Origin of the sequence: Psychromarinibacter halotolerans (assembly GCF_029168315.1) — a bacterium.
GTDB classification, from domain to species: domain Bacteria; phylum Pseudomonadota; class Alphaproteobacteria; order Rhodobacterales; family Rhodobacteraceae; genus Psychromarinibacter; species Psychromarinibacter halotolerans.
On the sequence record NZ_JARGYD010000004.1, the window covers coordinates 479074 to 501183 of the forward strand.

At 68.7% G+C, this 22110-nt stretch carries 21 protein-coding genes and 1 pseudogene; 14 read left to right on the forward strand and 8 right to left on the reverse strand.

Annotation, left to right across the window (positions count from 1 at the left end):
- Positions 1 to 179 precede the first annotated feature (179 nt).
- The 5 genes and pseudogenes from P1K30_RS13435 to P1K30_RS13455 all read left to right on the forward strand — a co-directional run.
- Positions 180 to 956, forward strand: coding sequence for a gamma-glutamyl-gamma-aminobutyrate hydrolase family protein (locus P1K30_RS13435; protein WP_275633256.1), 777 nt, complete (start codon positions 180 to 182; stop codon positions 954 to 956).
- Between the two features lie 138 nt (positions 957 to 1094).
- Positions 1095 to 2405: a glycosyltransferase family 87 protein gene (locus P1K30_RS13440; protein ID WP_275633257.1), complete on the forward strand. Its 1311-nt coding sequence runs from the start codon at positions 1095 to 1097 to the stop codon at positions 2403 to 2405.
- A gap of 194 nt (positions 2406 to 2599) precedes the next feature.
- Positions 2600 to 3499: a 3-dehydrocarnitine:acetyl-CoA trimethylamine transferase BcoG gene (gene bcoG / locus P1K30_RS13445; protein WP_275633258.1), complete on the forward strand. Its 900-nt coding sequence runs from the start codon at positions 2600 to 2602 to the stop codon at positions 3497 to 3499.
- A gap of 17 nt (positions 3500 to 3516) precedes the next feature.
- Positions 3517 to 4017: a hypothetical protein gene (locus P1K30_RS13450; protein WP_275633259.1), complete on the forward strand. Its 501-nt coding sequence runs from the start codon at positions 3517 to 3519 to the stop codon at positions 4015 to 4017.
- 2 nt (positions 4018 to 4019) lie between these two features.
- Positions 4020 to 4994 (forward strand): annotated as a pseudogene (locus tag P1K30_RS13455) (3-hydroxyacyl-CoA dehydrogenase NAD-binding domain-containing protein); the annotation flags it as partial.
- Positions 4995 to 5060: 66 nt separating this feature from the next.
- Here the strand turns inward: P1K30_RS13455 and P1K30_RS13460 are convergent.
- Positions 5061 to 5528 (reverse strand): YbaK/EbsC family protein, encoded by a 468-nt coding sequence (locus tag P1K30_RS13460; RefSeq protein ID WP_275633260.1) that lies wholly within the window; start codon positions 5526 to 5528, stop codon positions 5061 to 5063.
- A gap of 64 nt (positions 5529 to 5592) precedes the next feature.
- On the opposite strand from P1K30_RS13460, the gene P1K30_RS13465 reads away from it, so the two are divergent.
- From P1K30_RS13465 to P1K30_RS13475, 3 genes are read left to right on the forward strand one after another with little or no spacing between them, the layout of a single operon-like run.
- Positions 5593 to 5967 (forward strand): DUF4440 domain-containing protein, encoded by a 375-nt coding sequence (locus P1K30_RS13465; protein ID WP_275633261.1) that lies wholly within the window; start codon positions 5593 to 5595, stop codon positions 5965 to 5967.
- A 50-nt stretch (positions 5968 to 6017) separates the two neighbouring features.
- Entirely contained in the window at positions 6018 to 8819 is a 2802-nt protein-coding gene (locus P1K30_RS13470) for a [protein-PII] uridylyltransferase family protein (protein WP_275633262.1), read from the forward strand.
- Entirely contained in the window at positions 8816 to 9100 is a 285-nt protein-coding gene (locus P1K30_RS13475; RefSeq protein ID WP_275633263.1) for a hypothetical protein, read from the forward strand. Before P1K30_RS13470 ends, P1K30_RS13475 begins: the two co-directional genes overlap by 4 nt.
- A 66-nt stretch (positions 9101 to 9166) precedes the next feature.
- On the opposite strand, the gene P1K30_RS13480 is transcribed toward P1K30_RS13475, so the two are convergent.
- From P1K30_RS13480 to P1K30_RS13490, 3 genes are read right to left on the reverse strand one after another with little or no spacing between them, the layout of a single operon-like run.
- Positions 9167 to 9418, reverse strand: a complete 252-nt coding sequence (locus P1K30_RS13480; protein ID WP_275633264.1) for a hypothetical protein — start codon at positions 9416 to 9418, stop codon at positions 9167 to 9169.
- On the reverse strand, positions 9415 to 9861 hold the full coding sequence (locus P1K30_RS13485) for a YybH family protein (protein ID WP_275633265.1): 447 nt from the start codon (positions 9859 to 9861) through the stop codon (positions 9415 to 9417). The genes P1K30_RS13480 and P1K30_RS13485 overlap by 4 nt, the downstream gene beginning before the upstream one ends.
- Positions 9858 to 11231, reverse strand: a complete 1374-nt coding sequence (locus tag P1K30_RS13490; RefSeq protein WP_275633266.1) for an FAD-binding oxidoreductase — start codon at positions 11229 to 11231, stop codon at positions 9858 to 9860. The genes P1K30_RS13485 and P1K30_RS13490 overlap by 4 nt, the downstream gene beginning before the upstream one ends.
- Before the next feature lie 140 nt (positions 11232 to 11371).
- On the opposite strand from P1K30_RS13490, the gene P1K30_RS13495 reads away from it, so the two are divergent.
- Positions 11372 to 13036: a chloride channel protein gene (locus P1K30_RS13495; protein WP_275633304.1), complete on the forward strand. Its 1665-nt coding sequence runs from the start codon at positions 11372 to 11374 to the stop codon at positions 13034 to 13036.
- A 76-nt stretch (positions 13037 to 13112) separates the two neighbouring features.
- Here the strand turns inward: P1K30_RS13495 and P1K30_RS13500 are convergent, their stop codons facing one another.
- On the reverse strand, positions 13113 to 13739 hold the full coding sequence (locus tag P1K30_RS13500) for a DUF6778 family protein (RefSeq protein ID WP_275633267.1): 627 nt from the start codon (positions 13737 to 13739) through the stop codon (positions 13113 to 13115).
- A gap of 224 nt (positions 13740 to 13963) precedes the next feature.
- Complete coding sequence (locus P1K30_RS13505; protein ID WP_275633268.1) at positions 13964 to 14116, reverse strand: RSP_7527 family protein; 153 nt, start codon at positions 14114 to 14116, stop codon at positions 13964 to 13966.
- 274 nt (positions 14117 to 14390) lie between these two features.
- Between P1K30_RS13505 and edd the strand changes: the two genes are divergently transcribed.
- Together edd and eda are read left to right on the forward strand one after the other, a co-directional pair.
- Positions 14391 to 16196: a phosphogluconate dehydratase gene (gene edd, locus P1K30_RS13510; RefSeq protein WP_275633269.1), complete on the forward strand. Its 1806-nt coding sequence runs from the start codon at positions 14391 to 14393 to the stop codon at positions 16194 to 16196.
- Positions 16197 to 16332: 136 nt separating this feature from the next.
- Positions 16333 to 16974 carry a bifunctional 4-hydroxy-2-oxoglutarate aldolase/2-dehydro-3-deoxy-phosphogluconate aldolase gene (eda, locus tag P1K30_RS13515; RefSeq protein ID WP_275633305.1) on the forward strand — a complete coding sequence of 214 codons (642 nt, stop codon included), beginning with the start codon at positions 16333 to 16335 and terminating at the stop codon, positions 16972 to 16974.
- Positions 16975 to 17049: 75 nt separating this feature from the next.
- On the opposite strand, the gene trpS is transcribed toward eda, so the two are convergent.
- Positions 17050 to 18105, reverse strand: a complete 1056-nt coding sequence (trpS, locus tag P1K30_RS13520; RefSeq protein ID WP_275633270.1) for a tryptophan--tRNA ligase — start codon at positions 18103 to 18105, stop codon at positions 17050 to 17052.
- A 477-nt stretch (positions 18106 to 18582) separates the two neighbouring features.
- On the opposite strand from trpS, the gene P1K30_RS13525 reads away from it, so the two are divergent.
- Together P1K30_RS13525 and P1K30_RS13530 are read left to right on the forward strand one after the other, a co-directional pair.
- A complete protein-coding gene (locus P1K30_RS13525) occupies positions 18583 to 19773 on the forward strand; it encodes an RSP_2647 family RNA methyltransferase (RefSeq protein ID WP_275633271.1) in 1191 nt (396 codons plus the stop codon).
- A complete protein-coding gene (locus P1K30_RS13530) occupies positions 19770 to 20321 on the forward strand; it encodes an RSP_2648 family PIN domain-containing protein (RefSeq protein WP_275633272.1) in 552 nt (183 codons plus the stop codon). The genes P1K30_RS13525 and P1K30_RS13530 overlap by 4 nt, the downstream gene beginning before the upstream one ends.
- Here the strand turns inward: P1K30_RS13530 and moaA are convergent.
- Positions 20318 to 21325: a GTP 3',8-cyclase MoaA gene (gene moaA, locus P1K30_RS13535; RefSeq protein ID WP_275633273.1), complete on the reverse strand. Its 1008-nt coding sequence runs from the start codon at positions 21323 to 21325 to the stop codon at positions 20318 to 20320. The genes P1K30_RS13530 and moaA overlap by 4 nt on opposite strands.
- Before the next feature lie 85 nt (positions 21326 to 21410).
- Between moaA and P1K30_RS13540 the strand changes: the two genes are divergently transcribed.
- Positions 21411 to 22004, forward strand: a complete 594-nt coding sequence (locus P1K30_RS13540) for a hypothetical protein (RefSeq protein ID WP_275633274.1) — start codon at positions 21411 to 21413, stop codon at positions 22002 to 22004.
- Positions 22005 to 22110 lie beyond the last annotated feature (106 nt).

Below are 22110 nucleotides of genomic sequence, written 5' to 3' on the forward strand. Positions count from 1 at the left end.
CAACACGCCACCCGCGCACCGCCCGCGCACCGCACGCCTCACTCCACCCAACCCTCACCGACTGCCCGTTTCGCAGGCATGTGCTGACGGGGCGGGCGGCCTGTGCGCCTGTGCTCTCGACCATCGGCCGTTCAGGGCTTATGTATCGTCTGTCAGCGACACAGCGAGCAGGAAGACACATGGCACGGCCCATCGTCGGCATCATCGGCAACAGCCACCTGATCAATGACCGCTACCGGGTGCACGGGGCAGGGCTTCACTGCAGCCGCGCCGTGGCCAAGGTGTCGCAATGTACGCCGCTGATCGTTCCCACCGACCCGGACCTGGTGTCGGTCGAGGAACTGATGGACCAGTGCGACGGCTTCCTGTTCACCGGCGGCCGTCCCAATGTCCACCCGAACGAATATGGCCACGACGAAACCGAAGCGCACGGCACCTTCGACCGGGATCGCGACCGCATCGCGCTTCCGCTGGTGCGCGCCCTGACCGAACGCGGGCAGCCCTACCTTGGCGTCTGCCGCGGGTTCCAAGAGGTCGCGGTGGCCTACGGTTCGACCCTGCACCCCGAGATCCGCGAGCTTCCGGGCCGCATGAACCACCGGATGCCGCCCGACGGCACCGAGGAAGAGGTCTTCGCCCTGCGCCAGAAGGTGACGTTTCAGGACGGCGGCCCCTTCGCGGCGCTGATGGGCGACACGGTCGTCATGACCAACACCCTGCACGGGCAGGGCGTGGACGAGACCGGCGACCGGATCGTGATCGACGGTGTGGCCGACGACGGCACGCCCGAGGCGCTGTACGTCAAGGGCGCCTCTGGCTTCACGCTGTCGGTGCAATGGCACCCGGAATACAACGCCGAGAACGACCCGGTGTCGCAAAAGCTGTTCGGCGCCTTCGGCGACGCGGTTCGCGACTGGGCCGCGTGCGGCGCGCGTCCCAAGCTGAAAAGCGCCTGATCGCCCAAAGCAGACCCCGGCCGATCCCTTCGGATCGACTAAAAACCACTTAAATGCCTAGGCAAAAGCCGCATTCCTGCCCTTTTCCCTTCCCACTGTATCGGGAACGGAAACGACCGGGTGGGAACTGGGGCGGTGGTGGCACTCTCGAACGACACGACGCAGACCGCGGACACCCGCGTTCGCCTTGGCGCGGCGTTGATCCTTCTGGGCGCCGTCATGTCCATCGGCATCCGCTTTATGTGGAATACGCATCCCCCTGATCTTTCAGCGATCTACATGGCCGGCTGGCTGTTCGCACACGACCGGTTCGACCTTGTCTATGCCGCGCCTGAAGGCTTCTTCGGCGGCACCCCCCCGGCATGGATGCCCGCGCTGCAAGAGATCGGCCTGTATGGCGGCGAGGTGCTGCCTTACGTCTACCCGCCCCTGTGGGCCGCGCTGGTCTCGCCGCTGGCGGGCGCGCTGGAGCCGCAGACGTTCTTCCGTGCCGCCGATATCGTGCTGGTCTGCCTTCTGGCCGCCAGCAGCCTTGTCGCGTGGCGGATGGCGCGCGGCTGGGCCATGCCGCTGTGGGCATGGATCGCGGTCAGTGCCGTGGCGCTTCTGACATCGCTGACAAGCTTCATGGCGATGGTGCAATTGCAGCCGCATATCCTTGTGGTGTTCCTGACGCTGCTGGCCTTCGAACGCTACGGCGCCGGGCGGTCATGGCTGGGCGGCGCGCTGCTGGGCATCGCGGCGGCGCTGAAGCTTGGGCCCGCCGCGCTGATCCTGATCTTCCTTGCCAACCGCGACTGGCGCGCGCTGGGCGGGTTCGCGACGGCGGCGCTGGGCTGCGCGGCGCTTAGCCTTGTGCTGGCCGGCCCCGACCTGCATCACGCCTTCTTGGCCAGCGTCACGAACGCTGTGGCGGGCACGCAGATCACCGGCGTGACCTTTTCGGCCGAGGTCGTGCTGAACGGCATCGCGTCGGCGCTGGGCATGGCAGAGACCATCGACATGACCGCCCGCAACGTGCGGATCGGGGAAACGCCGCTGGTGTTCGGCCTGCTGGGCAAACTGGCGATGCTGGCCGGTCTGGTGTGGGGTTACCACGTCACGGCGCCGCTGGACCGCCGGCAAAGGCTGGTGGCGCGGCTGTTCCTGCTGGGCCTGCTGGTGGGGCTGTTCGGTCCGCTTGGCTGGGTGTTCTACTTCCTGCCGCAAATCTTCCTGCTGCCCGCGTTGGTGGGGCTTCTGCCGCTGCGCCCGGCGCTGTACTGCCTTGGCGGCGGGTTGGTGTTCCTGAGCTGGCCGTTCTTCCTGCTGGTCGGCATGAACGTCGCGGGCGACTTCCCCCGCGCCGCGCTGGGGGCGCTGGTGCTGCTGGCCCTGTTCGTCGGCGTGACAGCCAGCCTGTCCCGCACGACCGGACGCGAACGCCTCCCCGCCGCGCTGGCAGCCTGACGCGAGAGCTTCAGCGCCCACGCCACAGCCCCCGGTTGTGGCCGCTGACGCCGGGCGAACCGCAGCGTTGAAAACGCCCCGTGCGGTCATCGCCATCCTGCCACACCCACCCGTTAATCCGGAGGGCCACACAAGGCAGTGCCTTGTATTGTCGTGGATTCTGGGGCTTGAGTGGAACAAAGGGGGCACGACCGATGCCATTGGCAATGAACCGCGAGGTTTTCATAACCTGCGCCGTGACCGGGTCCGGTGCGACGCAGGACCGGTCGCCGCATGTCCCGCGGTCACCGGCAGAGATCGCGTCCAGCGCCATCGATGCGGCCAAGGCCGGGGCGGCGGTCGTCCATTGCCACGTCCGCGACCCCGACACCGGGGCGCCGTCGCGCGATCCTGCGTTGTACCGCGAAGTGACCGATCGCATCCGATCCTCGGACGTCGATGTCGTGCTGAACCTCACCGCCGGGATGGGCGGCGATCTGGTGCTGGGCTCGACCGATGCACCGCTGCCGCCGGGGGCAGGGACCGACATGATCGGCGCCGAGTCGCGTGTCGCCCACATCCGCGATTGCCTGCCCGAGATCTGCACCCTCGACTGCGGTACGATGAACTTCGCCGAAGCCGATTACGTGATGGTCAACACCCCCGGAATGCTGCGGGCGATGGGCGCGATCATGACCGAGCTTGGCGTGAAGCCCGAGATCGAGGCGTTCGACACCGGCCACCTATGGTTCGCCAAGCAGCTGGTGGACGAAGGCGTGCTGAACGACCCCGCGCTGGTGCAGCTGTGCATGGGCGTGCCGTGGGGCGCGCCGGACGACCTGAACACCTTCATGGCGATGGTGAACGCGATCCCCGACGGCTGGACCTTCTCGGCCTTCGCGCTGGGGCGCCACCAGATGCCGTTCGTCGCCGCCTCGGTGCTGGCGGGCGGCAATGTGCGGGTCGGGCTGGAAGACAACCTGATGCTGGATCGCGGGGTGCTGGCCACCAACGCCCAGCTGGTCGAACGCGCGGTGGGCGTGATCGAGGGGATCGGCGCGACCGTGATCGGCCCCGAAGACGTGCGCCGCAAGCTGAACCTGAAGAAACGGTAGAAAGGTCCATTGAAGCCATGACGCCGCGTACTCTGATCCTTCTCGCGATGCTCGGTCTGACCGCCGCCTGTGGTCAGGTCGAACGGGTGTTCCCGTTCGGCGGGATGCGCGACACCGCGCCCGCTGCCGCCGCCGAGCCTGACAGCGAACTTCCCGATCCCGACATGCCGGGCGACGGTGAACCCGGCCCCGAGGTGCAGGCAGAGCCGCCGCCGCCCGAGGCGCCGCTGATGACGCCTGCGCGCAACCCGGTGATCGACCCCTCGAACCTTGATGCGCTGGATAGCGAAAGGGTGATCTGCGAGGAAAAGGGCGGCCGCTGGAGCCGCGCGGGCAATTCGTCGGCCTACGCCTGCGTGTTCCCGACACGGGACGCCAACAAGGCCTGCACCGCAGCAACGCAATGCGAAGGCTACTGCCTTGCCCGGTCGAAGACCTGCGCGCCGGTGAAGCCGCTGTTCGGCTGCAATGAAATCCTGTCGTCCTCCGGGGCGCTTCAGAACGTGTGCGTGAACTGATCATGGCCGGACATGTCGCGATTATCGGCGGAGGTGTGATCGGGGGCGGCTGGGCCGCCCGTTTCGCGCTGATGGGCTGGGAGGTCCGCGTGTTCGACCCCGCGCCCGAAGCCGCGCGCCGCGTGCAAGAGGTGCTTGCCGGCGCGCGCGAGGCGCTGCCCCGTGTGCTGGATGCGCCGCTGCCGCCCGAGGGCGAGGTGGTGTTCACCACCACCATGTCCGAGGCAGTGACCGGCGCCCGCTGGATTCAGGAAAGCGTGCCCGAGCGGCTGGAGCTGAAGCAGACGATCTACCAGACGCTGCAAAGCCACGTCGACCCGGCGGCGGTGATCGCCTCGTCCACGTCGGGCTTTAAGCCGTCGGACCTTCAGGCCATGTCGCGGCGGCCCGAGCAGATCATCGTCGCGCACCCCTTCGTCCCGGTCTATCTGCTGCCCGCGGTCGAGATCGCCGGGTCCGACATTACGCCTCCCGAGGTTCTGGACACAGCCGAAGACTTCCTGACCGGCATCGGCATGTATCCCCTGCGGCTGGCGCAAGAGATCGACGCCCACATCGCCGACCGCCTGCTGGAAGCCGTCTGGCGAGAGGCGCTGTGGCTGGTCAAGGACGGCATCGCCACGACCGAACAGGTCGACGACGCGATCCGCATGGGGTTCGGCCTGCGCTGGGCGCAGATGGGCCTGTTCGAGACGTACCGCCTCGGCGGCGGCGAAGGCGGGATGCGGCAGTTCCTGCACCAGTTCGGCCCGGCACTACAGTGGCCGTGGACCAAGCTGACCGACGTTCCCGAGATGGACGAGGAACTGGTCGAGACCATCGCCACCCAGTCCGACGCGCAATCCGGCGCCTACGAGATCCCCGAGTTGGAGAAGATCCGCGACGGCAACCTCGTGGCCCTGCTGAACGCGCTGAAGCAGCAGGACTGGGGCGCGGGCGCCGTGCTGAAGGGCGTCGAGGCGCGGTTGAAGTCGGGCGGTTAGGACCTTTCTGAAGGTACAGAGGGCGTCAGGTCTTTTTAATCGTCTGCACCGCGCCTGCGGTCAGCCGACGAAATCCGCCTGAACCGCGCCGGTCAGACGCACCAGCAGGTCCGGCGCGATCGGGAACAGGTGCCGGGGCGTGCCCGCCGCCGCCCACACCACGTCGAAATCAAGGAACCGGGGATCAAGCCACGCCCGGATCGGGTTCAGGTGTCCCACCGGCGACACGCCCCCGATGGCGAACCCGGTTTGCGCCCGGATCAGCGTTGCGTCCGCCTTGCCCAGCGGTTCCCCCGCCAGCGCGCTGGCCTTGTCGCCGTCCACCCGGTTGCCGCCCGCGGTCAGGAACAGGACAGCCGCGTCGCTGTCCTCGGCGCGGAAGATGATCGACTTGGCGATCTGGTCAAGATGACAGCCGACCGCCTCCGCCGCCTCGGCGGCGGTGCGGGCCTTGTCCACCTCGCGGATGTCGATCGGGGCGCCTGCCGCTTCCAGTGCGGCGCGGACCCGCTTCAGGCTTTTGCTCATTCCTGCCTCCGGTGCTTTGGCGGAGCACTTTACGCGCGACGCTCCGGGGTGCAACCTGCGGCTCATGACGGACACCGCCTTCTTCACCGACCTTGAAACCCGCGTCTGGCAGGCGCTGGTCGATGGCGACGCCGCTGCCGACGCCGCCTTGCTGGCCGACGATTTCCTTGGCGTCTACTCCACCGGCTTTTACGGTCGTGACGGCCATGTCGACCAACTGTCGAGCGGCCCGACCGTCGCCGACTTCGCGCTGTCGCAGGCGCGCACCGTGGCTTTGGGCGAGGGCAGGGTGCTGCTGGCCTACCGCGCTGATTATCGCCGCACCGGCGCGACCGTGCCCGAGGCGATGTACGTCTCGTCGATCTGGGAACGGCGCGGCGACGCTTGGCTGAACACCTTCAGTCAGGACAGCAACGCCGCCGACCCGGCACCGGTCTAAGGGCGCCAAGCCGTCTTGACCCGGCCCGCGCCGCGCCTCAGGTATCGCACATGAGTTTCGCAAGCCGCCTGACCCGAACCCCGCGCCCTTTCGAGCCCGACCGCGCCCGCGAGGCCGAGGCGCTGCTGCCCGACCTTGCCCCCGAACTGAAGGCTTTGCTGGCCGGGACCGCTGGATGCAGCCCCTATCTTGGCGGCCTGATCGGCAAGGAACGCGCATGGCTGGAACAGGCCCTGTCCGGCAGCCCCGAAGACGCGCTGGCCGTGATCCTGTCCGATGCCGCCGCGCTGTCCGACGCCGAGGTCGGCCCCGGACTGCGGCGGGGCAAGCGCCGCGTCGCCCTGTTGGCGGCGCTGGCCGATCTGGGCGGCGTCTGGCCGCTGGAACGGGTGACTGGCGCGCTGACCGATTATGCCGACCTTGCCACCGACCGCGCCCTGAAAGCCGCCGTCGCCCGGCAGATCGCCCGCAAGAAACTTCCCGGCGCCACCGAAGACGACATCGCCACGGCAGGCGGCGTGGTCGCGCTGGCGATGGGCAAGATGGGCGCGCACGAGCTGAACTATTCCTCGGACATCGACCTGATCGTCCTGTTCGACGGCGACCGCTACGGCGACGCCGACTATCACGAGGCGCGCTCGGCGCTGGTGCGCGCCACCCGCGACATGGCGCAGACCCTGTCCGAGATCACCGCCGAGGGCTACGTGTTCCGCACAGACCTGCGGCTGCGCCCGGATGCCAGCGTGACGCCGGTCTGCCTGTCGATGGACGCGGCCGAAACCTATTACGAAAGCGTGGGCCGGACGTGGGAACGCGCGGCCTACGTCAAGGCACGCCCCTGCGCCGGCGACATCGCGGCGGGCGACGCATTCCTCGGGCGGCTGACCCCCTTCGTCTGGCGCAAGCACCTCGACTTCGCGGCGATCCAGGACGCGCACGACATGCGCCTGCGTATCCGCGCGCACAAGGGGCTGCACGGGCCGATCACGCTGGAAGGCCACAACATGAAGCTCGGGCGCGGCGGCATCCGCGAGATCGAGTTCTTCACCCAGACCCGCCAGATCATCGCGGGCGGACGCGACCCGTCGCTGCGGGTGCGCGGCACGGTCGAGGGGCTGGCGCGGCTGACCGACAAGGGCTGGGTCCCCGAAGACGCGCGCGACACGCTGACCGACTGCTACCGCTTCCACCGCGAGGTCGAACACCGGGTGCAGATGATCGCCGACGCCCAGACCCACAACCTGCCCGGCGACGCCGAGGGCTTCGACCGGCTCGCCGCCTTCATGGATCGCGACACCGCCGACCTGCGCGCTGAACTGCACGACCGTCTATCCACCGTGCACGACCTGACCGAAGGCTTCTTCGCCCCGCAGGCGGCGGGCGACGCCCCAGACATGGGAGAGGGCGCACAAGAGATCGTCGACCGCTGGCGCAGCTACCCGGCGCTGCGGTCGGCCCGCGCGCAGGAAATTTTCGAGCGGCTGAAGCCCGACCTTCTGTCCGGCCTGTCCAAGGCCGACCGCCCGCGCGAGGCGCTGGAACAGTTCGACGGTTTTCTCCGCGGGCTGCCCGCCGGGGTGCAGGTCTTTGCCTTGTTCGAGGCGAACCCGCAGCTGATCGACTTGATCGTCGACATCGCCGCCACCGCGCCGGGGCTGGCGCACTACCTCGGGCGCAACGCGCAGGTGTTCGACGCGGTGATCGGAGGCGCCTTCTTCGCGGCATGGCCGGGGGTGGACGCGCTGACCGACGGGCTCGCGGCGGCGCTGGCGGCAGAGGACGACTATGAACGCAAGCTCGACGCGGCGCGGCGCTGGCAGAAGGAATGGCGCTTCCGCATCGGGGTGCATCACCTGCGCGGGGTGATCGACGCGGACGAGGCCGGGCGCCAGTACGCCGACCTCGCCGAGGCGGTGCTGCGCGCGCTTCAGGGGCCGGTGACGGCCGAGTTCGCGCGCAAGCACGGGGCGGCACCGGGCCGGGGTGCTGCGCTTGTGGGCATGGGCTCGCTGGGCGCGCGGCAGCTGTCGGTGACCTCCGATCTGGACGTGATCGTGATCTACGACCCGCTTGACCAGGACGCGTCCGACGGCCCGCGCCCCCTGACCGCGCCGACCTATTTCGCCCGGCTGACGCAGGCCTTCGTCACCGCCCTGACCGCCCCCACCGCCGAGGGGACGCTGTACGAGGTCGACATGCGCCTGCGCCCGTCGGGGCGGCAAGGGCCGGTCGCGACGTCGCTCGAAGGGTTCCGCCGCTACCAGCAGACCGAGGCGTGGACATGGGAGCACATGGCGCTGACCCGCGCCCGTGTCCTGTTGGGCAACGCCACCCTGCGGTCCGAGATCGAGACATTCCGCACCGACCTGCTGGAAGAAAAGCACCCGCCCGCGAAAGTGCTGGAAGACGTGGCCGAGATGCGCCGCCGTCTGGCCGAGGCACACCCCGCCGAAGGCCCCTTCGCCACCAAGCGCGGCCACGGGCGGATGCAGGACATCGACCTTCTGGCGCAGGCATCCGCACTGTTGTCCGGCAGCCCGGCCCGCACCACGCCGGATCAGCTTGCCGCCGGGCCCGGGATCGGCTGGTTGACCCCCGGCGAGGTCGAGGTCCTGACCCGTGCCCACGGTCTGTTCTGGCGGGTGCAGGCCGCGTCGCGTCTGCTGACGGGCGCGCAGCTGAAGGTCGAGGAACTGGGCGAGGGCGCGCAGGGCTTCCTGCTGCGGCAGGCGGGGGCTGAAAGCATCGACGCCCTCGCGGCGGAACTCGCCGACTGCGCCGACGCGGCGGACCGGATCATCGGGGACGCCCTTGGACGCCTCCCGACCGGATCGGCTGAGCCCGCGCCATGACCGCGCCCGATCTCGATCCGGCCGGGCTGATCCGCGAATCCTACCGGATCGCGGGCATCACCGCCCCCGAATGCCGTGCGATCTTCATGGACTGGGCGCTCCGGCTGCCCGACCGCACCGATGTCGCGGCAGCGGCGGCCGAGATGCTGAAACGGTACGGCGAACCCGGTCACCCGATGACCGCCATCCTGTCAGAGGCGCTCGGCCCCGGGGACGGCCCCGGTCACAGTCCCGGTCATAGGCCCCGCCGCCGCGGCGGCGCCCTCGGCCGCCGGCGCTGACCGCGTCTTCTTCTCTTCCAAAATACCTCGGGGGAGCCGCGCAGCGGCGGGGGCAGCGCCCCCAATTCACCGCTTCCGCGTCCGCCGCGCCGCCAGCCATGCCCGAAAATCGGCGACGTCCACCGCCGCCACTGCGATGCCCAACGGCAGCATCCACAACCCAAGGACCGGAAGGAAGGCGAACACACCGCCGATCATCAGCAGCAGGCCGACCACCAGCCGCATCCCCGGCGGCAGATGGCGGCGCGCCCACCGCTGGCCGCGCAGCACGATGGCCCGTGCCATGCGCAGCGCCCGCCTCAGTCTTTCGCGGATCATCTGTAGTCCTGCGGTTTCAATCCTGTCTCGTCCGCAAGCTGGGTCTCGGCGCCGGGGACGATGTCGGTGTTCTGTGCGGTGACGCAACGCCAGCCCTCGGCGGTTCGTTGCATTACGAAGCAGATAATCGTGCTCCGCCGCCCGGCGGCGCCCCCGCCAGGGCGGCGTTGCCCGGTCAGCAGGAACCGGCAGTGCACCACCGCCACGTTGTCGCCCAGCCGCCGCAGTTTCACCCGCCCCGGCACCAGCCGGCTGTCCGCGAAGAACGATCCCAGCGCATAGCCGTGCGCCGCCTCGATGGCGGGGCGGTCCTCCCACCAGATGCCGACCACGTTCACGAAATCCGCGTCTTCGGCGAACAGAGCCGCCAGCGCACCCGCGTCGCGGGCCATCCACGCGCGGGCAAAGGCCGCCGGCATGTCCTCCGGCGACGTCAGGCTCACCTTGGTTTCACCATCTTGCCGGGGTTCAGGATGTTCTGCGGATCCATCGCCTGTTTCAGCGTGCCCATCACGTCCCAGGCCTCGCCGTGTTCCTCGGCCATGTAGTCCAGCTTGCCGGCCCCGATCCCGTGCTCCCCGGTTGAGGTGCCGCCCAGCCGCAGCGCGCGTTCCACCATGCGGTGCGCGATGGCCTTCGCCTCGGCGTGCTCTTTCGGATCGTCCTCCATGAACAGCAGGATGCAGTGAAAATTGCCGTCGCCGACGTGCCCCACGATGGGGCCGGGGATCGAGGCGGCGGCGACGTCGGCGCGGGTTTCTTCGACCGCTTCCGCCAGCTTCGAGATCGGCACGCAGATGTCGGTGACGATCGCGCGGGCGCCGGGACGCGAGGCAAGGCAGGCGAAATGCGCGTTGTGCCGCATCGTCCACAGCGCCTTGCGGTCCTCGGGCTGGGTCGCCCACTCAAAGCCGGTGGCGCCGAAGTCGTCGGCAATCTCGCGGAACCGTTCGGCATCCTCGGCCACGCCCTGTTCCGAGCCGTGGAATTCCACCATCAGGTGCGGCGTCTCTGGCAGGGTGGACCCGGCATAGGCGTTGAACGCCGCCGCGACGGCGGGATCGACGAACTCGATCCGTGCCATCGGGATGCCCATCTGGATCGTCGCGATCACCGCGTTCACCGCCGCTTCCATGTCGTCGAAGGAACAGACGGCCGAGGACACCGCCTCGGGCTGGCCGTGCAGCTTCACCGTCATCTCGGTGACCAAGCCCAGCGTGCCTTCCGAGCCGACCATCAGCCCGGTCAGGTCGTAGCCCGCCGACGATTTCCGCGCCCGCGTTCCGGTGCGAATGATGCGGCCGTCGGCCAGCACGACCTCCATCGCCAGCACGTTGTCGCGCATCGTGCCATAGCGCACGGCGGTGGTGCCCGACGCACGGGTCATCGCCATGCCGCCCAGCGTCGCATTGGCGCCCGGATCGACCGAAAAGAACAGCCCCGTCGCGCGCAGTTCGACGTTCAGATCCTCGCGCGTGACACCGGGCTGAACGACCGCGTCCATGTCTTCCTGATTGACCTTCAGAACCTTGTTCATCCGAGCAAAATCGACCGACACCCCGCCGGTCAGCGCCAGCGCGTGACCCTCCAGCGAGGTGCCGACGCCCCACGGCACCACCGGACAGCCGTGGCGGGCGCAGATCTTCACGATCTCGGCCACTTCCTCGGCCGTCTCGGGATAGGCCACCGCATCGGGCGGGGTCAGCGGGAAGTGCGACTCCGAGCGCCCGTGCAGGTCCAGATCGGACTTGGATCGGCTAAGCCGATTGCCTAGTAAGGTGGCCAACTCATCCACAGCCGCCGCGTTACGCATAATAAATCCCCGGTCTCCCATTTGACCGGCCCTAGATAAAGGAAGTTGGACCGTTGCGGAACCGCTCAACGCCCCAAAATCCGCAGGGTTCGGCGGGCGGACGGGAAAGCGCCGAAGCCGAAGCCGACAGCGCGCCCTGGCTGGCGACACGGCTTGCCGCGTTGCGCGACAGCCTCCGCGAGACGGGCCGGGTCCTGCGCGAGAAGGGGCCGGGGCAGGTTCAATTCTGGTTCATCGCGCTCGTTCTGGGCACCGCGGCCGGGTTGGTGGCGATGGTGTTCCGGCTGGCGATCACCGCGCTGCAGTCGGCGCTGTACGGCACCGACGATACGCTGCACATCCACACCTTCGCCCAGACCCTGCCGTGGTACTGGATCGTCCTGATCCCGATTGCGGGCGGGCTTGTCGTCGGGCTGCTGCTGGACCGCTTCACCCGCGACGCCCGGGTCCGGTCGGTGTCCGACGTGATCCAGGGCGCGGCGCTGAACGACGGGCGGGTCGAGGTGAAAGAGGGGCTGGTTTCCGCCATCGCCTCGTGGATCACGCTGTCGTCGGGCGGCTCGTCAGGCCGGGAAGGGCCGGTGGTCCACTTGGCCGGGGTGCTGTCCACGTGGGTGTCGAACCGGATCGCGGCGGACGGTGTGACCGGACGCGACCTGCTTGGCTGTGCCGTCGCGGCGGCGGTCTCGGCCTCGTTCAACGCACCGATCGCCGGGGCGCTGTTCGCGATGGAGGTCATCCTGCGCCACTTCGCGGTGAACGCCTTCGCGCCCATCGTCATCGCCTCGGTCGCCGGAACGGTGGTCAGCCGACTGGCCTTCGGCGATGTCACGGAATTCAGCCTGTCCACCAACACCGCGCTGGAATTCTACGTCGAGCTTCCCGCCTACCTGATCCTCGGCCTGCTGTGCGGGCTGGTCGCGGTGACGCTGATGCGGACGATCTTCTGGGCCGATGGCTTCGGTACGGCGATCCAGCAGCGCATCCGCCTGCCGCGCGCCCTGCGCCCGGCGCTGGCGGGCGGGCTGCTGGGCGGCATCGCCTGCTTCTTCCCGCATATCATCGGCGTTGGATACGAGACGACGACCGCCGCGCTGACCGGGCAGCTTCTGCTGTGGGAGGCGGTGGTCTTCGCGGTCATCAAGACGGCGGCTGTCGCGGTCACGATGGCGGGGCGGATGGGGGGCGGCATGTTCTCGCCCTCGCTGATGCTGGGGGCGCTGACCGGGCTGGCCTTCGGGCTGATCGCCACCGGGATCTTCCCGGACGTGTCAGGGTCGGAAACGGTCTATGCGCTGGCGGGGATGGGCGCGGTGGCGGCGGCAGTGCTGGGCGCGCCGATCTCGACCACGCTGATCGTGTTCGAACTGACGGGCGACTGGCAGACCGGCCTTGCGGTGATGGTCGCGGTGTCGATGTCCACCGCGCTGGCCAGCCGCATCGTGCAGCGGTCGTTCTTCCTGACCCAGCTGCACCGTCGGAACATCCACCTTGCCGCCGGCCCGCAAGCCTATCTTCTGTCGATGGTTCGGGTGGCCAGCCTGACCCGCGACACGACGGAAAAAGGCCCGGCGACGGAACAGGCGTGCTGGCAGTTGATCGAGCAGGGGATCTATGTCGACGGCGCCGCGACGCTGGCCAGCGCGATGCCGGTGTTCGACAAGGGCGGCGTCGCGTTCCTGCCGGTGGTCACGCTGTGGTCTGACGGCCGCCCGCCCGAGCTGTTGGGCGCGCTGCACCACCTTGATGCGCTGAAGGCGTACAACTCGGCGCTGGCCGCTACCGCCGCCGAGGAACACAGGTAGGCCGCGGACGGCCAACCGCCCCCGTGGGACGGACCCACAGAGGCGGCAGACGCGATTGGCGGTGTCACGAAAGGGGTCAGAACCCCGAGTAGTTCGCGGGCACGCTCATCTCGGCGCGGATCGCGCGGGCAAGGTGGTCGACGATGCGCAACTTCTGGGTGCGGCCCGTCGCCTCGGCATTCGCCGCATCCGCGCCTTTCAGCGAGCGGAAGTTCAGCGATACGGGGTGCGGCGCCATCAGTTCGGCCCCGGTCCGGGCATCCCGCACCATCATGACCAGCTCGATCTCGTGCCAGCCGCCGACGGTGTAATAGGTCTTGGGCGTTACCGCGTGGAACCGCTGAACCACCACGTCGATCACGACGGCGCGGCCACTGTTCATCGCGTGTGTACCGGCGGCAAAGCCGGCTTTCACCAAGGCGGCGACCTGTTCGTACCGGTCCCCCAGCGGGTCGCCGTGCCAGACGATGTCGGCCACGGGCTTGTAGGTGTTCTTTTCACTGACCTTGAGCGAGCGCGGGACCTGCACGTTGATCTGCGCGATGTCGAACCGCGGCAGCGCGCTGGCGGCCACCGACGGCGGCTCGATCATGGTTTCGGACATCAGTCCGCGGGTCACGCTTTCCTGCGCGCAGGCAGACAGGCTTAACACGGCGCCAAGCGCCAGAACGATACGCGGGTTACGAAGTGCGGCGAGTATCATCTTCCACCTCCTTGGCCGGAATGGCCGTCCTCTGACGGGACCGGACATTGTTAACCAAGTGAGGCCAAAAAAAGAAAATCCCGGAGCCTTTCCGGGATTTGGGGACAACCATAGGGTGTATTTCGTTAACGAAACCCGCTGGTTACGGGGCCGGCGGCAAGGAAGGTCAACGCCGCGGGCCCGTCGGGCCGCCGAAAGTTCGGCGACCTTGCATCATCCGTGGATCAGATGGTGCCGCGTTCGGTGCGCTTGAAGCCACCGCGGATCCAGCTGCCCATCTGGCGGAAGCCGCTGGCCATCGCCTGCGCTTGCATCCGGCGTGCTTCGCGTTCGATTTCCACGAAGTCGATGCGGCCCTGATCGTCGTACTTGCTCATCTTACCGTTTCCTGTGCTCGGTTTCGGGGCATTTCCGGCCGAATGCTGGGGCGGCCCCTGTTTTCCCTTGGTCCACAACCTAAGTCGCCCGACATTGAAGTTGCACAGACAATGCGGAATTTCCGCCATGCGCATGCTGCAACGCAGAATGGGCGGGCGTCAGGGTCGCCGCACGACGCGGCGCCAACCTTGTTAGCGGTAACAAGACCTGATAGCCTTTCGCCGAGCCCGGAACCGGCCGTGCCGCGCGGCCATAGACAGGACGAACCCAGCCATGCCCCTCGACGCAAGGATCGAAGCCGTCACAGAGCGCATCCGCGCCCGCAGCCGCGACAGCCGAAGCCGCTACACCGACCGGATGGCCGCGCTGGCCGAGGCCGGACCGCGCCGCGCGCACCTGGCTTGCGGCAATCAGGCCCACGCCTATGCCGCGATGGGCGAGGACAAGTCTTCGCTGGCCGAGGGCAGGGCGCCGAACCTTGGCATCGTGACCGCCTACAACGACATGCTGTCGGCGCATCAGCCTTTCGAAACCTATCCCGAGATCATTCGCGAAGCGGCCCGCGCCGCCGGGGCCACCGCGCAGGTGGCGGGCGGCGTCCCCGCGATGTGCGATGGCGTCACGCAGGGCCAGCCGGGGATGGAACTGTCGCTGTTCTCGCGCGATGTCATCGCGCTGGCGGCGGGGGTCGCGCTGTCGCACAACACCTTCGACGCGGCGGTCTATCTTGGCGTCTGCGACAAGATCGTGCCGGGCCTGATCATCGCCGCCGCCTCGTTCGGGCACCTGCCGGGCGTGTTCCTTCCGGCGGGGCCGATGACCAGCGGCCTGACCAACGACGAGAAGGCCCGCGTGCGCCAGCAGTTCGCCGCCGGAGAGATCGGCCGCGACAAGCTGATGGAAGCCGAGATGGCATCCTACCACGGCCCGGGCACCTGCACCTTCTACGGCACCGCGAACACCAACCAGATGCTGATGGAGTTCATGGGCCTGCACCTGCCCGGTGCGTCCTTTGTGAACCCCAACACGCCGCTGCGCGATGCGCTGACCACGGCGGGCGCCCAGCGGGCGCTGGCGATCACCGCGCTGGGCAACGAGTTCACGCCAGTGTCCGACGTGCTGGACGAGAAAGCCTTCGTGAACGGCATCGTCGGCCTGATGGCCACGGGCGGCTCCACCAACCTTGTCCTGCACCTGCCCGCGATGGCAAGGGCGGCGGGGGTGATCCTCGATACCGAGGACTTCGACGAGATCAGCTCGGTCGTGCCGCTGATGGCCAAGGTCTATCCGAACGGTCTGGCCGACGTGAACCACTTCCACGCGGCGGGCGGGCTTGGCTACATGATCGGCGAACTGCTGGACGCGGGCCTTCTGCACCCGGACACCAAGACCGTCGCGGGCGAGGGTCTGGCCCGCTACACCGAAGAACCCGTGCTGCAGGACGGCACGCTGGCATGGCGCAAGGGCGCGGGCGAGACGCTGAACGACAAGGTCCTCCGCCCCGCGTCGGACCCGTTTCAGGCGACCGGCGGCCTGAAGGACCTGCAAGGCAACCTTGGCCGCGGCGTCATGAAGGTCTCGGCGGTCAAGCCCGAGCGCCACGTGATCGAGGCGCAAGCCCGGATCTTCCACGACCAGGCCGACGTGAAAAAGGCGTTTCAGGCGGGGGAGTTCACCGAGGACACCGTCGTCGTGGTCCGGTTCCAGGGTCCCAAGGCAAACGGGATGCCGGAACTGCACTCGCTGACCCCGGTGCTGGCGGTGCTGCAGGACCGCGGCCTGAAGGTCGCGCTGGTCACCGACGGCCGCATGTCTGGCGCGTCCGGCAAGGTTCCGGCCTGCATCCACGTCTGCCCCGAGGCGGCGAACGGCGGCCCCATCGCCCGCCTGCGCGACGGTGACATGGTGCGCGTGGACGCGACCAACGGCACGCTCGAGGCGGTCGATGTCGACCTGTCGTCCCGCCCGCTGGCGGAAGCCGACCTGACGGCCAACCAGTTCGGCCTTGGCCGCGACCTGTTCGAGGTGTTCCGCCAAACGGCTGGCGACGCCTCGGCGGGCGCGGGGGTCGTGGTTTGAACAAATGCCTCTTTGGTCCGGGAAATATCCCCGCCGGAGGCATTGAAAGTTGATGTCCCGCCAGAGTCTTCTTGCCTCCGGCGGGGATATTTAGAAGACCAAAGAAGCCTGCAGGGTTTCGGGGAGATGCGAGATGATGACACCGAAAGAGATGAGCGTTCAGACGCTCGAGATGTGCCGTCTGGCGCCGGTGATCCCGGTGTTGGTGGTCGATGACGCGGCGGTCGCGGTGCCGCTGGCCGAGGCGCTGGTGGCGGGCGGGCTTCCGGTGCTGGAAGTGACGCTGCGCACGCCGCAGGCGCTGGACGTGATCCGGGGCATGGCGGGCGTCGCGGGCGGCGTCGTCGGCGCGGGCACCGTGCTGACAGAGGCGGACGTGATCGCCGCGAAAGAGGCGGGCGCGCAATTCGCCGTGTCGCCCGGCGCAACGGACGCGCTGTGCGCGGCGTGCGAGAAACACGATCTGCCCCTGCTCCCCGGCGCGGCCACCGCGACCGAGGTCATGGGCCTGATCGAGCGCGGCTATACCACCGGCAAGTTCTTCCCGGCCGAAGCTGCGGGCGGGGCCAAGGCGCTGAAAGCGATCGGCGCGCCGCTGCCGCAGGTCACCTTCTGCCCCACCGGGGGCGTGTCGCCCTCGAACGCGGCGGATTACCTGTCGTTGTCCAACGTGGCCTGCGTCGGCGGCTCGTGGGTGGCGCCGGGCGACAAGGTGAAAACCGGCGACTGGGCCGGCATCGAGGCGCTGGCCCGCGACGCGGCGGCTTTGCCGCGGTAGTCCCGACCTTTCAGAAGATCGGGACGGCAGGATCTTCTGGAAGATCCTGCCGATAGAAAACGCGAAAGGCCGCCGTCACGCGGTCAGAAGGGCCGGTCCGGCCTCGGCCAGCGCAAGCGGGTCCAGTCGGAAAAGGCCAAGCGCGCTGGTGATCTCTTCCTTGGTTTCCTGCGTTACCGACCGGGCGTGGTCGGTGCCGGCGCGCACCGCTTCCAGCACGTAGCCCGGGTCCTTCGCCAGTTCGGCGCGGCGTTTGCGGATCGGCGCCACCAGCGCCTGCAGAACGTCGTCCAGCCGCCGTTTCAGCACCGCGTCGCCCAGCCCGCCGAAGCGGTAGCGTTCCTTGAACTCGGCCACCAGATTGCGGTCGGGGTCGAAGGCGTCGAGGTAGGTGAAGACCACGTTGCCCTCGACCCGGCCGGGGTCCTCGACGCGCAGGTGGCCGGGATCGGTGTACATGGCGTTGACCGCCGCGTGGATTTCGTCGGGCGAGGCCGAAAGCGGGATGGCGTTGCCGCCGGATTTCGACATCTTGGCCTTGCCGTCGACGCCGGGCAGCCGGCCGGTGGCGGGGATCACCGCGGTCGCCTCTGGCAGCACGTCGCGCCCGGCGGTGGTGTTGATGCGGCGGACAATCTCGTTGGTCTGTTCGATCAGCGGCGCCTGGTCGGCGCCCACCGGCACGATGGTGGCGCGAAAGGCAGTGATGTCGGCGGCCTGCGCCGCCGGGTAGCACAGGAAGCCCGCCGGAATGTCGCGCCCGAACCCGCGGGCGCGGATTTCGTCCTTGATGGTCGGATTGCGTTCCAGCCGCGAAACGGTGACGAAGTTCAGGTACAGCATCGACAGCTCGGCCAGCGCCGGAAGCTGCGATTGCAGGCAGATCGTGCTGCGGGCCGGGTCGATGCCCACGGCGAGATAGTCGGTGGCGACTTCCAGCACGTTGCGACGGATGCGCCCGATGTCATGGGCGTTGTCGGTCAGCGCCTGCGTGTCGGCCAGCAGAAGGTACTGTCGGTGGCTGTCTTGCAGCGTCACGCGGCTTTTGAGCGAGCCTGCGTAGTGGCCAAGGTGCAGCGGCCCGGTGGTGCGGTCGCCGGTGAGGATCACGGGTTTCGGTGAAGCTGTCATGGGTCTGGTCCTTTTCGGGGTGATGGGACACCGCACGGGGGGAACGCAGAACCAAAAGAGCCGCCCATGCGGCGGCCCGGTGGATGATGCTGAAAGGTAATCGTCCGGCCGCCTTGTCAGAAGGCGCGCCACCAGAAATTGCGAAGGGTGATCGTCGGACGGGTCATGGGGATGTGCTAGCCCGGGCGGTGGCAGCGGTCAACAGGTTTGACGCGCCGGGTGGGGGTGGTGGGGGCTTTGCCCCCGTCGCACCGGAGGTGCGCCTTGTCGGAGGGCGGAGGTGCGCCTTGTCGGAGCGCGGAGGGGGCTCTGCCCCCGTCGCACCGGAGGTGCGCTTTGTCGGAGGGCGGAGGGGGCTCTGCCCCCGTCGCGCCGTGCGCGACTCCCCCGAGGTATTTGGAAAGAGAAGAAGGGGTAGGGCGGTTGGGTGTGTCGTGGGCTCTTCCGCCGGGGGGCGCAAGTGGATAGGAGAGGCGCATGACCATGCCCACCATACGCCTCATGCCCAAAGCCGAGGCCCGTGCGATCCGTCACGGGTTTCCTTGGGTCTATTCGAACGAACTCGTCACCGACCGCCGCACCAAGGCTTTGGCGCCCGGGGCGCTGGCCGTGCTGGAAGACAGCGCGCGCACGCCGATGGGCGTGGTGGCGGTGAACCCGCAGTCGCGGATCATCGCGCGGATGCTGGACCGCGACCCCGAGGCGGTGATCGACCGCGATTGGCTGGCGGCGCGGCTGCGCGCGGCGCTGGCGCATCGCGAGGCGCTGTACGACGCGCCGTTCTACCGGCTGGTCCATGCCGAGGCGGACGGGCTGCCCGGCGTGGTGATCGACCGGTTCGGCGATGCGGCGGTGATCCAGCCGAACGCGGCGTGGGCCGAGGTGCTGCTGGACGACCTCGCCGCGGCGCTGGCCGATGTGACCGGCGTCTCGACCATCGTGAAGAACGGCAGCGGCCGGGCGCGGGGGCTGGAAGGACTGCCCGAGGAGACGCTGGTGATGACTGGCGCGCTGGACGGGCCCGTCCCGGTGGCGATGAACGGGGCGACGTACATGGCGGACCTGACGGGCGGCCAGAAGACCGGCCTGTTCTTCGACCAGCGCGACAACCACGCTTTCGTGCAGCGTTTGGTGCAGGGGCGGCGCGTGCTGGACGTGTTCAGCCATGTAGGGGGCTTTTCGCTGGCTGCGCTGGCGGGCGACGCGTCGCAGGCGCTGGCGGTCGACAGTTCGGCGCCCGCGCTGGAGCTGGCCGGGCAGGGCGCGGCCGCGATGGGCGCGGGCGACCGGTTCGCCACTCGCAAGGGCGACGCGTTCGACGTGATGACCGCGCTGGCCGAGGAAGGCGAGCGGTTCGACGTGGTGGTCTGCGATCCGCCGGCCTTCGCACCGAACCGGCAGGCGCTGGAAGCGGGCTTGCGGGCCTATGAACGGGTCGCGCGGCTGGCGGCGCCGCTGGTGGCCGAGGGCGGCTATCTTGGCCTGTGTTCGTGTTCGCACGCCGCCGACCTGACGAAGTTCCGCAACGCCTCGGCGCGCGGGATCGGCAGGGGCGGGCGGCGCGGCCAGATCATCTGGACCGGGTTCGCCGGGCCGGACCATCCGCAGCTGCCGCAGCTGGCCGAGTCGGGCTATCTCAAATCGCTGGTGTTCCGGCTGTCGGAATGAAGGTCCTGATCGACGCGAACGTGCTGTATCCGACGGTGATGCGGCAGGTCGTCCTTGGCGTCGCGAAGGCCGGGCTGTTCACGCCGCTGTGGTCGGCGCGCATCCTTGAGGAATGGGCGCGGGCCGCGCGCAAGCTGGGCCCCGAGGGCGAGGCGCAGGCGCGGTCCGAGGTGGCGCTGGTGCGGCGCGACTGGCCCGATGCCGAGGTGCCGGTGCGCGCGGGGCTGGAGGCGCGGCTGTGGCTGCCCGATCCGGCGGACGTGCACGTTCTGGCGGCGGCGGTGACCGGCAGCGCCGACATCATCCTGACCGAGAACGCGCAGGACTTTCCGCGCGGTGTGCTGGCGGAAGAGGGGGTGCGGCGCGAGGCCGTCGATCCGTTCCTGATGGGGTTGTACGCCGACCACCCGGAGGCGGTCGCAGCGGCCGCCGAAGCGGTGCGGCAAGAAGCCGAACGCCTTTCGGGCGAGCCGTGGGAGATCCGCAAGCTGTTGCGCAAGGCGCGGCTGCCGCGCCTAGGAAAGGCGCTGGCCGCGCGGGACGCCTAGCCGCCGGTGTGGCTCATGTGGCGGGTGACCTGACCGTCGGCCCGCTGGCGGGAATAGTCGAAATCGTGGCCTTCCGGCTTGCGCCCGATCGCCTTTTCGATGGCCGAGATCAGCGGCGCGTCGGTGTCGGGGAAGTTGCGCAGCGGGGTGCGCAGGTCGGCCATGTCTTCCTGCCCGAGGCACATGAACAGGTCGCCGGTGCAGGTCAGGCGCACGCGGTTGCAGCTTTCGCAGAAATTGTGGGTCAGCGGCGTGATGAAGCCGATCTTCTGGTCGGTCTCTTCCAGCCGGACATAGCGGGCCGGACCGCCGGTGCGTTCGGGCAGGTCGGTCAGCGTGAACCGCTCTGCCAGCCGGGCGCGCAGATCCGACAGGGGCCAGTACTGGTCAAGGCGGTCCACCTCTCCCATGTCGCCCATCGGCATGACCTCGATGAAGGTCAGGTCCATGTTTTCGCGCGCGCACCAGTCGACCAGCGTGAACAGTTCGTCCTCGTTGAACCCCTTCAGCGCGACGGTGTTGATCTTGATCCGCATGCCCGCCTTCTGCGCGGCCTCGATCCCCTTCATCACCTGCGGCAGGCGCCCCCAGCGCGTGATCTGCGCGAAGCGGTCGTCGTCCAGCGTGTCGAGCGAGATGTTCACCCGGCGCACGCCGGCGTCCCACAACTCGTCCGCGAAGCGTGCAAGCTGGCTGCCGTTGGTGGTCAGGGTCAGTTCCTTCAGCGTGCCCGTGTCGAGATGGCGGGTCATCGACCGGAAGAAGGTCATGATGTCCCGGCGCACCAAGGGTTCGCCGCCGGTGATCCGCAGCTTCTCGACCCCTAGGCCGATGAAGCTGGAACACATCCGATCCAGCTCTTCCAGCGTCAGAAGTTCCTTCTTCGGCAGAAAGGTCATGTTCTCCGCCATGCAGTAGGTGCAGCGGAAGTCGCAGCGGTCGGTCACCGAGACCCGAAGGTAGGTGATCGCGCGTTGGAATGGGTCAATCAGGCGCGGTGTCATTCCCCACACCTAAGGGCAGCAGAACATTGCCGCAAGCCACAGCATCGTGTTGATCAACGCCGTTGTTCTGCCTAACCTGCAAGCTATGAAAAAGATCACCCCCCTACTGACGCTCCTGCTGCTGGCCGCCTGTGCCGGCGAGGGGCCAGGCCCGCTTGGCGGCGAGACCACTCCGCCCGCTGCGGAAGCGGACGCAGACCCGGCGAATCCCACTGGACTGGATACCGAGGTCGACACCGTCGAGACCACGACGCTGGACGATCCGGCCGCCGGGAACGACACCGAGACGACGACGCCCGCGCCCGAAGCGCCGGCTCCGACGCCCGAGACCACTCCGGCCCCGACGCCCGAACCGGCGCCGGCCCCCGAGCCGGAACCGACGCCCGAGCCCGAACCGGCCCCCGCGCCGGCCCCGGATGCGGCGGGTGACGGACGGCTTGGCACCACGGTGGCGTCGATCGGCGCGGCGGACGAGCCCGGCTTCTGGATCCGCACCCCGCTGGTCAGCGAGCAAGCCTCGGGCCGGCTTTTCTATCCGGCGTCGGGCCGGACCGTGCAGGTCCAGCTGATCCCGTCGGGCGGCGCATCGGGCGGCGGCAGCCAGGTCTCGCTGGCGGCGCTGCGTCTGCTGGATGCCCCGCTGGACGGACAGCCCGAGCTGGTCGTCTACCGCAACTGAGTCTGATCGGCCCAGAGATACGGGTCACGGGAACGCGCAGGGCTGGGCCTTGCGCGTTTTTCGTTGTGGTGGGGTGTGTTGTCGGGCGTTCTTGATGTGCCGCGCA

What these genes read in the sequence shown, in the direction of transcription:
- P1K30_RS13435 (WP_275633256.1), top strand. Translation starts at nt 180, where the DNA reads ATGGCACGGCCCATCGTCGGCATCATCGGCAACAGCCACCTGATCAAT.
- P1K30_RS13465 (WP_275633261.1), top strand. Translation starts at nt 5,593, where the DNA reads ATGACGGACACCGCCTTCTTCACCGACCTTGAAACCCGCGTCTGGCAG.
- P1K30_RS13450 (WP_275633259.1), top strand. Translation starts at nt 3,517, where the DNA reads ATGACGCCGCGTACTCTGATCCTTCTCGCGATGCTCGGTCTGACCGCC.
- P1K30_RS13470 (WP_275633262.1), top strand. Translation starts at nt 6,018, where the DNA reads ATGAGTTTCGCAAGCCGCCTGACCCGAACCCCGCGCCCTTTCGAGCCC.
- edd (WP_275633269.1), top strand. Translation starts at nt 14,391, where the DNA reads ATGCCCCTCGACGCAAGGATCGAAGCCGTCACAGAGCGCATCCGCGCC.
- P1K30_RS13500 (WP_275633267.1), bottom strand. Translation starts at nt 13,739, where the DNA reads ATGATACTCGCCGCACTTCGTAACCCGCGTATCGTTCTGGCGCTTGGC.
- bcoG (WP_275633258.1), top strand. Translation starts at nt 2,600, where the DNA reads ATGCCATTGGCAATGAACCGCGAGGTTTTCATAACCTGCGCCGTGACC.
- P1K30_RS13480 (WP_275633264.1), bottom strand. Translation starts at nt 9,418, where the DNA reads ATGATCCGCGAAAGACTGAGGCGGGCGCTGCGCATGGCACGGGCCATC.
- P1K30_RS13490 (WP_275633266.1), bottom strand. Translation starts at nt 11,231, where the DNA reads ATGCGTAACGCGGCGGCTGTGGATGAGTTGGCCACCTTACTAGGCAAT.
- P1K30_RS13505 (WP_275633268.1), bottom strand. Translation starts at nt 14,116, where the DNA reads ATGAGCAAGTACGACGATCAGGGCCGCATCGACTTCGTGGAAATCGAA.
- eda (WP_275633305.1), top strand. Translation starts at nt 16,333, where the DNA reads ATGACACCGAAAGAGATGAGCGTTCAGACGCTCGAGATGTGCCGTCTG.
- moaA (WP_275633273.1), bottom strand. Translation starts at nt 21,325, where the DNA reads ATGACACCGCGCCTGATTGACCCATTCCAACGCGCGATCACCTACCTT.
- P1K30_RS13540 (WP_275633274.1), top strand. Translation starts at nt 21,411, where the DNA reads ATGAAAAAGATCACCCCCCTACTGACGCTCCTGCTGCTGGCCGCCTGT.
- P1K30_RS13460 (WP_275633260.1), bottom strand. Translation starts at nt 5,528, where the DNA reads ATGAGCAAAAGCCTGAAGCGGGTCCGCGCCGCACTGGAAGCGGCAGGC.
- trpS (WP_275633270.1), bottom strand. Translation starts at nt 18,105, where the DNA reads ATGACAGCTTCACCGAAACCCGTGATCCTCACCGGCGACCGCACCACC.
- P1K30_RS13530 (WP_275633272.1), top strand. Translation starts at nt 19,770, where the DNA reads ATGAAGGTCCTGATCGACGCGAACGTGCTGTATCCGACGGTGATGCGG.
- P1K30_RS13525 (WP_275633271.1), top strand. Translation starts at nt 18,583, where the DNA reads ATGACCATGCCCACCATACGCCTCATGCCCAAAGCCGAGGCCCGTGCG.
- P1K30_RS13475 (WP_275633263.1), top strand. Translation starts at nt 8,816, where the DNA reads ATGACCGCGCCCGATCTCGATCCGGCCGGGCTGATCCGCGAATCCTAC.